Origin of the sequence: Rheinheimera sp. (assembly GCF_020217005.1) — a bacterium.
Classification (GTDB): Bacteria; Pseudomonadota; Gammaproteobacteria; order Enterobacterales; family Alteromonadaceae; genus Pararheinheimera.
Genome location: NZ_JAIWOI010000002.1, coordinates 1 through 10,000 on the forward strand (window position 1 = coordinate 1; position 10,000 = coordinate 10,000).

Here is a 10,000-nt window from a genome sequence, read left to right on the forward strand (position 1 = left end):
GCGGATGCCGAAGTGACAGAACAACAGCAACCCTGCTGGACTGTGCTTATCGTGGATGACGAACCTGAAATCCATCAAATTACCTTAATGGCGCTGCGTGATTTTAGTTTTATGCAACACAAACTGCATTTTGTCAGTGCCTACAGTGCGGCCGAAGCTCGGCATATTCTTGCGAACAACAAAGATATAGTGCTGATTTTGCTGGACATAGTGATGGAAAGCGATGATGCAGGCCTGGTGCTGGTGCGTTATATCCGCGAACAACTGCAAAACCAGCTGGTGCGTATTATTTTACGCACAGGTCAGCCAGGGCAGGCACCTGAGCATCGTGTAGTGCTGGACTATGACATTAACGATTACCGCGCCAAAACCGAACTGACAGTGCAGCGCCTGACCACCAGTGTGGTGTCGGCGTTACGCTCTTATATCGCTATCAGGCAGCTGGCTGATTTGAATGATCATCTGGAGCAACAAATAAAAACCAGAACAGAGCAGCTGCAAACCACCAATCAGCAGTTACAGCATTCCCTGGCTGAACTGGAAGCGGGCGAAAAAGCCGGTAAACAAGTGCAGTTTAAAATGCTGCCACCAGCCATTTTTAATTGCGGCGAGTATCAGTTCAGTCATGTGCTGTACCCGTCCGAATTTATGAGTGGTGACTTTGTAGATTACTTCAGTGTGGATGAGCATAAAGTAGTGTTTTATATCGCAGATGTATCAGGCCATGGCGTGGCTTCGGCTTTTGTCACTGTGTATCTGAAACGTTTTATCAGCTCCAGGCTGGAGCGCTATCAGCGCGACAATCAGGCGACTGTGGTTGACCCAGCCGCTGTATTAAGCCAACTGAATAAAGAGCTGCTAAAAGACAAAGTAGGCAAACATATAGCGTTGTTTTATGCAGTGCTGGATACAGAAACCGCAGCACTGACATATGCCAATGCCGGGGCTTTTCCCTGGCCTATGCTGTTGCAACCACAGGAGCAACAGCAGCAACACTATCTGGAACTGAAAAGCACCCCAGTGGGCATGTTTGACTTTGCCTGTTACCAAAATCAGCAGTTGGTGTTGCAGCAAAACAGCAGTTTAGTGCTGTGCTCAGACGGTATTTTAGATTTACTGCCGCAGCAAAACACTGAGCAAAAATTGCAGTACTTATTGCAGCAAAGTTACCAGCACAGAGACATTGCCGATTTATTACGAGCTTTGGCGATAGATCCACAGCAGCAGCTACCGGACGACTTAACTATATTGAAATTAACCCGGCAGGCAGAACTTAAGTGAGGATGTTATGACGGAACAAATCCTGTTTGCTTGTGTGGAGCAGTGCTGTTATTTCAAATTATCAGGTGAACTGCGTTACACCAACGCCAGTGGAATGGACGATCTGATAGATCGGCTTTTTGGTGCCAAAATTCAATGCAGGCAACTGGTGGTGGATTTAAATCAAGCCAGTTTTATGGACAGCACTTACATCGGTTTGCTGGCGAGTTTAGCGCGCTATTGCCAGCAGCAAAACTTGCCCAAACCTGTATTGTTTTGCACTGTGCCAGCCGTGAATGAATTGTTGTTTAGCCTTTGTCTGGATCAGGCCTTTGATATAGTCCAGCAATCGACTGATCCTGGTGTGGACCTCGCCAGCGTTCAGGCTGTGCCTTATAGCGATCAGCAAAAAGGCCGGATGATCCTGCATGCCCACGAGGCATTGATAGCGCTGAATGAACAGAATAAAAGCCAGTTTCAGTCTGTGGTGGATCTCCTCAAACAGCAGTTAGGCTGAGCAGCAACCTGAAGATCTGTGGCTATACTCAAAGCGGTTTTTGCTTTTCTATAAACAACTTACAAGGAGACCATTATGTCCGAGGTTCAGGCTATTCCACCGGGTTGCTCTGCAGTATTGCCTTATCTGGTGATTAAAAATGCTGCCGCCGCTTTCGACTTTTATCAAAAGGCTTTTGGCGCTGAAACCATCATGCGCATGAATATGCCATCCGGTGCTGTGATGCATGCTGAAATGCGTATTGGCGGCGCGACATTTATGTTCAGTGAACAAAGTGATGACTGGGGCACTAAAAGCCCGGATATGCTGGGCGCGAGTCCAGTGACTTTAATGATTTATGTACCTGATGTAGATGATTTTGTCGAACGTGCTGCAGCGGCCGGTGCCACTGTGACTATGCCGGTATCGGATCAATTCTGGGGCGATCGCAGCGGCTGTCTGCAAGACCCTTTTGGCCACAACTGGATGATTTCTACTCATATTGAAGATGTATCAGAAGAAGAAATGGCAAAACGTTCTGCACAGATGTTTGGATCCTAGCTGGCAAAAATCAACATAACAGCGATTAGATAACAGCACAGCGAAGATATCTGCTTGTGCTGTATCTTCACACCTTCAAATCAATTTGCTGCAATAAACCCACTTCTTTATTTTCGGTAATAAAAATCGAGCTACGCTCTAGTCTGCCTTGCAGTTCGTTTTTCTGCCTTAAACTAAAAGGCGTGGCTATTGAATCGACGCTTAAAGCTGCGACCCCCATATCTTTGATGCTATACAGGCCTTTGTCTTCAGGGCGCCATAACCATAAATTTTCCCAAATCGGATCCTGTTGATCGATGAAACCGTTTTGATCGTCATCGTAACTGGCAAGCTCAGCAAAACCCTGTCCTGTAGCCGGACCAAATAATTCCAGCCCTGAGTCGATGGCGCCATTGTTATTGCTATCTTTGGCCAGGTAGTACTGGCCTTGTGCCAACTGCTGAATAGTTTTAGCGTTATCGGTCAGATTAAACACAGAGTTTTGTCCGATAAGCTCTACTGGTCGGCCGTTAAAGCTCATGACCAAAGGATCTTTCATCGGCTGCTCTGTGCGTTCGCTGTAGCTGAATTCTTCGTAGCTCATAGCAAATTGCATAGACCAGCTAAAACTACTGCCATCCTCTAACGCCACTGAACCGGAAAAGTCAGCACTGACAGACTCATAACGGTAAGACCACTCACGAATAGTGACGCCCGTTGCATTCAGATTTTCTGGTTGTTCAGGCAAAGCAGGCGAGGCAGAGCCATTTAACGCTTGATTTAATTCAGCCGGATCGACCCAAGCTTGCAACTCTTCCCCAGTCAATTGTTCTAACAGACGCTTTATGGTGCCAATAGAATACACGGCATTATACTGGGCTTTGTCACTGTTCTCTTGCGCGTCAGACTCAGCAGCTTCAGACCCTGCCATAGTTTCTGCCGCAATACCATTAGCCAAAGGTAACGGAGAAGTTTGAGTTAAACTTCTGTTATCCTTTGTTACAGTTGAGCCGTCGTTTCGCTCTGGACTCAGGCTACGGCCTGAATAAAATAGCTGCTGACTGTTAGAGCTCTGTTGCTGTTTGATGTTGAGGATTTGCATTTTGGTTCCCCTCTGACTTGGGCTTAACGACTGTATCGACCACAATTGTATAAACTTTAACCAGGATCGCTATTATGTTAGAAAGTTTTTTCCGTCAGTTGACGACAGATCCCGACAGCATCAGTTTTCAGCAAAGCATTGGGTTGATTGAAAGCCTATATGAGTTTACTGAAACAGCTTTTCGTAATGGTGACAAGCACAATGCGGCGGGCGAGAACAACGGCTCCTGCAAGATATTTGCTTTTGCATTGTTACACCGCTTGTCAGAACCACAAACGCTACAGATGTTTGGTGACTATTACCGGTTAGATGTGCTGGAAAGCCCGGCAGGACAAGATCACGCTAATATCAGGCAGTTTATGCAATATGGCTGGGATGGTATTGAATTTGATGGCCAGGCGTTAAGCCCAAAATCTGCTGTTTAAGCAGTCTGGGTTTTAGGTAAGTTGCAGATACGATTCATAGTCGCCTGAATTTTTTGTGGCGTAAAAGGTTTTGCCATAAAACCACTGGCCCCGCCTTCAACACTACGTTTTAAATTTTCGACCGTGCTGTGTGCCGACATGATCACCACATGGCATTGAGGGTTTAGTGCTTTAATCCGGCTTAGCAGCTCGTGGCCATTGCTGTCTGGCAGTTCAATATCCAGAAATACCACATTAGGATGCTCAGTGTTGATGGCCATCATCGCTTGTTGACCTGTGCTGGCTTCAGCTACTTTTTCAGCGCCCATAATGCGCAGATTTTGATTCAGGAAGTAGCGAACTGAACTGACGTCATCGACAATCAGAATTGAGGATTGATCTATAGTCATGCGCAACATCCTTGCTTAGTGCATTTATTTGACTAAGCATGTCCTGATTCAAGGGAAAGCGCAATAATTAAACGATATTTTCCCAATAAAACAAGATTATGAGCGTAACTGGCTTGGCAACAAACCTGTCCAGCGCTTAAATGCTCTGCGAAAATTATGCTCGTCCGAATAGCCCAGCCGACTGGCCAGTTCCTTGTTTGACATACCCTGCAGCAATAAAGCCTGTTGCGCAGCGCAGGCTTTCACTTGATCAAGCAGCAGCTGATAACTGCACTGATGTTGTGCCAACAAGCGTTTAAAGCTGCTCAAACTTAAGCCCCAGTGTCTGGCCGCTTCTTCCTGAGACGGCGAGTGACGCAATACGCTAAAGAGCCATTGTTCCAACTGTTCGGTAAAAGCGGTTTTTTCCGGTAAAGACTGCTGTAAATATTGGCACCAGTTGAGTTGCTGTTGCCAAAGCCTGGGGTTAGCGTCGGTAAAAGGTTGGTGTAGCAGGGGAATAGGAATAGATAAACAGCTTTGTAGTCCTGATTCAGGTAACAGTTGCCATTGATGTTGGAACAGCCAACCGGAGTCCTGATCTACAGCCTTGACACAAAGACTAAGGCCTGAGCTTTCTCCTAACTGCTGTTTAACTAAACCTAACAGGTAGTGTAGGACTAATTGTTCAATAAAAAGCTGTTGCTTCCCCATCACAAAGGAGGGCCTGAGTACAAGTCTTAGCTGGCCGTGAGTTCTTTGCAGCCGCAAATAAAACAAAGGTAAAAGCTGAGAGCGGAACCGGTAAAAATGCAGCAGCGCCTGTTGTAAATTTGCGCTGTATCTGAGCATTAACAGCAAAGGCGAATGGTTGTGATGCAACCAGCTTTGCGCTGTTAAATAGGCCAGTTCAGGACCTGGAAATGCTTTCTGGCAATTGCTGACCAGTTGCAGGTATTGTACCGGGCTGATTTTTATCGTCGCTTTGCGCAGGTCCTGCTCAAATAATTTAGTGCCTTTGAGCAAGGTATCTAACGCAAAACCGCGACGCTGGCACAATAAAATCATGTCCAGTGCTGTAGCACTGAACAACAGGGCTTTATCGTCAGCAGCCAGCAGCGCTTTGGTCACACCGGGCTCCATTGGCTTTGCTGCTTTTTTTGCTTCTGCAGCTGCAGCCAGAGTTGAGAGAGTAGTCGCTGCGGCTTGGTCACTCGTTGTGCCGCAGTGATTTCAATGATGGTCCAATGCAGTTGGGTGTGCAAATGCAGATGCAGCTCCCTGCAGGCATTTTGCACTAAGCTTTGGGCTATAGCCTGATTGCTTTGCGGCATCAGAATGACAAATTTATCACCACTGTAGCGGCAAACTAAATCGCCTGATCTGAACTGCACCAGCGTCAGCTCACTTAATTGTTGTAGCAGTAAATCAGCAGCTGCCATGCCTTGTTCTCTGTTAAAACGGTCAAATTGGCTGATATCTAACAGGGCGAGGCAAAAGGGCTGCTGATGTTGTTGCTGTAACTCGAGTTCGCGTTTCAATACGGCCAACAGATACTCTGGTTTATAGAGCTTGGTTAACGGATCAAGTAATTGGTAATGACGCAAATGCAGTTCGCGGCTGGCCAGTTGCTGATTAATAAAACGTTGTTCCTTGTGCCAGCCAATCAGACCTAAAGTTAAAATCAGCATGCCCAGTGGCGCAGGGATAGATTCAAGCCAACTCAGTAATCTGTGGCTTTCCGGATACTGGAAAAACTCATCCAGCAAGTTCAGTTGATATGAAATCACCAGCAGCAAAGAGCCAACATAAAGCCCATTAGTGACAGGACCTGCAGGTCTGCTATACAGCACCAGTAACAACCAGGCCAGAACGACAGCCAGACTGCTGCCTTCACCCAGAATATCCATCCAGTCTATGTCCAAGCTGGTTTTCAGTTCACCATAATTAGCTGCCAGCACTATGCACAGAAAAAACAACAACGCTGTTAAGCAAAGTTTAGCCGGGTGTTGTGAGCTGAATCCCATAGCAGAGTGCGCCTCACGCAGAACATAACAATAGGTGTCAGTCTGACGGGCGCAGATGACAGTCATATGACAGATATCTGTAAGACAGAGCTAAGCAGACCCCGGGTCCGCTTAGCTCAGGCCGTGCAGCTTTAGCGCGCTGAGTTGTCACAAAAACGCCGCAGAATAAATTCCAATCACTATAAACATATTCAGAATTGGGGTTTTCTTCTATGCAAATAAACAGCATGCAACCAAGCAATACTCAGGCGGCGAAAAAGTTTCGTCGCGCTTTATTGGCCAGCAGTATTAGTATGATTTGTGCTTCAGTGCTCCAGGTGCAGGCCGCTGAATTAACAGGTCGGGTAGTGGACAATCGACAAGTCTTATTGTCTGGCGTGCAGGTTAGTATTCCGGCGCTAAAGATCAGTAAAGTCACAGGCCATGATGGTCGTTTTGTGTTTTCTAATTTGCCGGAAGGTCAGTACCAACTGCAATTTAGTTATGCCGGTGTGCCGCAGCAAAAATCTGATGTCAGCTTAAGCTCTAATCAGGCGATGGGTGATATCACGCTGGCAAAAGTGGAATCCGGCATCGAAAAGCTGGAAGTACAAGGTCAGCTGGCGTCAGCAGGTAAAGCCTTAAGTCAGCAACGTTTTGCCAGCGGCATTGTCAGTGTCGCAACGACGGATGAACTGGGTCAGTTTCCGGATAAAAACGTCAGCGAATCTTTAGCCCGTTTAGCAGGTTTGTCTGTGGAGCCGGATCAAGGCGAAGGCCGTTTTATCCGGGTTCGTGGTTTAGCTCCGGATTACAATACAGTGACCTACAACGGTACTCAATTGGCTGCGCCAGAATCAGGCCGCCGTGCTGTGGCTTTGGACGTGATCCCTTCGGATTTATTGTCCTCCGTCGAAGTGACTAAAACCATAGCGCCGGAGCAGGCTGCAGGTTCTTTAGGTGGCACTGTGGATATTAAAAGTATCTCTGCTTTTGACCGCAGTTCAGATTTTTACAGTTTCAGCGCTGAAGGCAGTTACAACCAGCAGCAAAGTGAAACCAGCCCTAAGCTGTCAGGTTTATACAGCCATATTTTTGATGTGGCAGGTGATAAAGACGCTTTAGGTGTGGCCTTATCCGCCAGTTATGCCGATCGTAAATTTGGTTCAGACAACGTTGAGACTGGTGGCAACTGGGATATTGAAGAACAAGCTCTTGAAGAGTTTGAACAACGCCAATATCAAATCAGCCGTAAACGCATGGGCTTAGCACTCAACCTCGACTACCGTCCTGAAGGCAATACAGACTATTACCTGCGGACTTTGTACAGCAAATTTGCTGACGATGAAGTGCGTCAGGGTTTACTCACAGAATTTGAAGAACCAGTAAAAGCAGGCGCAGACTCAGCAGGCGAGTTGGTGCGCAGTATTAAAGCCCGTGAAGAAACTCAAACCATCAGCGCTGTCGTATTAGGCATGCAACAGCAACTGGCGGATTGGCAGTGGAAAGCAGAAGTGGGCGCCAGTAAAGCCGATGAAAAAACACCTTTTAGTCTGGCCGATGGTCAGTTTAAACAGGAGTTTGACGAGGGTTTAAGTTTCAGTGGTACAGATAAACTGCAGTTATTGGCACCAGAATCTGCGTATAACCCAGCAGATTATGAGCTGGATGAAGTGGAAGTAGCTGATACGTTTACAGAAGAAAAAGAGAAAAACGCCAAGTTTGATTTAAGCCGGGAACTGCTGCAAAGCTGGGGCGCTTTGGAGCTTAAAGCTGGTGCTAAATGGAGCGACAGAAGCAAAACTGCGGACGAAAGCCTGTGGCTCTATGAGGATTTGGAAGACGCTGGTCTGACGAAGCTGACCTTGGCTGATTACCCTATGGGTGATGCAGATTATGGCTTAGGCCGGTTTGGACCAGCCATCAATCCTGGCCTGTTATTGTCCGGATTAAGCACTTTAGACCGTGACGATTATCTGGATCCTGTCGAATCACAAATTAACGATTTCAGCGTCGACGAAGAAATTAAAGCTGCGTATCTGCAAGGCAGTTGGCAAGGCGAAAACTGGGAACTGATAGCTGGTAGCCGTTTTGAGCATGACCAACGTGATGCCCAAGGTAGCAAATACGACGCGACCACCGAAGAATTCAGCTCTGTGCTGTATAGCGGTTCGGAATCACATTGGTTGCCTGCGATAATCAGCCGTTACAGCCTGTCCGATCAGACACAGGTTCGTGCTGCGGTTACCAGTTCTTTAGTGCGTCCAAGTTTTGCTCAGTTGGCGCCGGCTTTTGTGCTGGAAGAAGACGATGGTGATATTGAAGCCAGTTTTGGTAATCCGGCGCTTGAGGCTTTAACTTCAACCAACCTGGATTTAGGTGTGGAGTATTACCCGGACAGATTAGGCGTGATGTCGGCCATGCTGTTTTACAAAGACATTAAAGACTTTATCTACGCCACGGACTTAGCTGGGCAAGGAGAATATCAGGACTTTAAGCATGCTGAAACCTTTATCAATGGTGATGATGCGACTTTGTACGGCCTGGAACTGAACTATGTTCAGCAGTTGCAAGGCATCAGCGAGTTTTGGGATCACTGGTTATTGTCAGCCAACTTAACCTTAAGCCGCTCTGATGCCCAAATCAGCTGGTTTGATGATGGTGAGCTGCTGACCCGTGATATTGATTTACCAAGTCAGTCCGACCAAACCGCCAATATGGCCATTGGTTATGAAGACAACAGCTGGAGCTTGCGTTTAGCGGCCAATTATAAGTCAGAGTATCTGGTGGAAGTCAGCGAGTTTGATGACCCTGCCTATGACTTATTCAGCGACAGTCAGCTGCAATGGGACTTCAGCGCAAAATGGAAAATCGACCCTGCTGTACAGTTGTACTTTAATGCGGTCAATTTAACAGACGAGCCTTATTACAACTACACGGGCAGCCGCGCCTTTAACGCTCAGTATGAAGAATACGGCCGTACTTTTGCTGTTGGTATTCAGTTAACCAACTGGTAAGGATGGCTTATGAGTATTAAAGCATATCTATACCCAGGTATAAAACTGCAGGGGCCAGTTGCTGGCCTGCTGCTTTTAAGCTGCATAGCCAGTGCCAGCAACACTTCAGTACCTGATGGGCTTGCACGTTATCAGGCCAGCGCCTTTGCCGACCGCATTGTACTGTTACCTGCCGGCAATGCCGCCAGCAGTCAGGCGGTCGGCTGGCGTAGCAATCAGGCGCAAAGCCAATTGCAGTGGGCAAAAGCTGTGGACGGACCTGCACTGGAACTTGAGGCTAAAACCTTGGACGTCAAAGGTACTTTAGTTAAAACCGACAATGGCTCAGCCTATTTTTATAAAGCAGTCATGCCGGGTTTAGAAAGCGACACCCTTTATGCCTACAGAGTCAAAGGCCAGGGCAACTGGAGCGAGTGGCTGCAATTTCGCACTGCCAAAGCTGAGTTTGAACCTTTTAGTTTGCTGTATTTTGGGGATGCGCAAAATAACTTAAAAGCGCATTTCTCGCGTCTGGTGCGTCAGGCGCAGCAGCAGGTACCTCAAGCTCAGCTGATGCTGCATGCAGGTGATTTAGTCAATTCCCGTTACGGTATTTTGGATCACGAATGGGGTGAGTGGTTTGACGCTATTGGCTGGGTTGGTGCTATGACACCTCAGTTGATTGCCCCTGGTAACCATGAATACCTGAAAAGTGAAAATGCCAAAGGGGAAGAACGTAGGGTGTTGGCTGCGCAATTTACTGCACAGTTCCAAAGCCTGAACAATGGCCCAGCGACTTTACAGGAC

General features: G+C 47.2%; 10 protein-coding genes. 6 read left to right on the plus strand and 4 right to left on the minus strand.

Features of this window, described 5'->3' with window-relative positions:
- Nucleotides 1–12 precede the first annotated feature (12 nt).
- From LDL40_RS00035 to LDL40_RS00045, 3 genes are all read left to right on the plus strand, one after another.
- On the plus strand, nt 13–1,281 hold the full coding sequence (locus tag LDL40_RS00035) for a PP2C family protein-serine/threonine phosphatase (RefSeq protein ID WP_300992399.1): 1,269 nt from the start codon (nt 13–15) through the stop codon (nt 1,279–1,281).
- A gap of 7 nt (nt 1,282–1,288) precedes the next feature.
- Complete coding sequence (locus LDL40_RS00040) at nt 1,289–1,777, plus strand: STAS domain-containing protein (RefSeq protein WP_300992379.1); 489 nt, start codon at nt 1,289–1,291, stop codon at nt 1,775–1,777.
- A 75-nt stretch (nt 1,778–1,852) separates the two neighbouring features.
- Nucleotides 1,853–2,317: a VOC family protein gene (locus LDL40_RS00045; protein WP_300992381.1), complete on the plus strand. Its 465-nt coding sequence runs from the start codon at nt 1,853–1,855 to the stop codon at nt 2,315–2,317.
- Nucleotides 2,318–2,384: 67 nt separating this feature from the next.
- On the opposite strand, the gene LDL40_RS00050 is transcribed toward LDL40_RS00045, so the two are convergent.
- Complete coding sequence (locus LDL40_RS00050; protein WP_300992383.1) at nt 2,385–3,398, minus strand: hypothetical protein; 1,014 nt, start codon at nt 3,396–3,398, stop codon at nt 2,385–2,387.
- Between the two features lie 74 nt (nt 3,399–3,472).
- On the opposite strand from LDL40_RS00050, the gene LDL40_RS00055 reads away from it, so the two are divergent.
- Nucleotides 3,473–3,823, plus strand: coding sequence for a HopJ type III effector protein (locus LDL40_RS00055; RefSeq protein WP_300992385.1), 351 nt, complete (start codon nt 3,473–3,475; stop codon nt 3,821–3,823).
- On the opposite strand, the gene LDL40_RS00060 is transcribed toward LDL40_RS00055, so the two are convergent.
- The 3 genes from LDL40_RS00060 to LDL40_RS00070 all read right to left on the minus strand — a co-directional run bounded on the left by LDL40_RS00060 (nt 3,820) and on the right by LDL40_RS00070 (nt 6,284).
- Complete coding sequence (locus tag LDL40_RS00060; protein WP_300992387.1) at nt 3,820–4,212, minus strand: response regulator; 393 nt, start codon at nt 4,210–4,212, stop codon at nt 3,820–3,822. The two genes, LDL40_RS00055 and LDL40_RS00060, sit on opposite strands and share 4 nt — an antisense overlap.
- A 96-nt stretch (nt 4,213–4,308) precedes the next feature.
- The gene (locus LDL40_RS00065) at nt 4,309–5,322 is read right to left on the minus strand and encodes an AraC family transcriptional regulator (RefSeq protein ID WP_300992390.1); all 1,014 of its coding nucleotides are present in this window, start codon (nt 5,320–5,322) and stop codon (nt 4,309–4,311) included.
- Complete coding sequence (locus LDL40_RS00070; RefSeq protein ID WP_300992393.1) at nt 5,319–6,284, minus strand: GGDEF domain-containing protein; 966 nt, start codon at nt 6,282–6,284, stop codon at nt 5,319–5,321. Before LDL40_RS00070 ends, LDL40_RS00065 begins: the two co-directional genes overlap by 4 nt.
- Before the next feature lie 146 nt (nt 6,285–6,430).
- Here LDL40_RS00070 and LDL40_RS00075 point away from each other — a divergent pair, with 146 nt between their 5' ends.
- Together LDL40_RS00075 and LDL40_RS00080 are read left to right on the plus strand one after the other, a co-directional pair.
- A complete protein-coding gene (locus LDL40_RS00075) occupies nt 6,431–9,214 on the plus strand; it encodes a TonB-dependent receptor (RefSeq protein WP_300992395.1) in 2,784 nt (927 codons plus the stop codon).
- A 9-nt stretch (nt 9,215–9,223) separates the two neighbouring features.
- The coding region (locus LDL40_RS00080; protein ID WP_300992397.1) for an FN3 domain-containing metallophosphoesterase family protein at nt 9,224–10,000 on the plus strand (777 nt) is incomplete at its 3' end.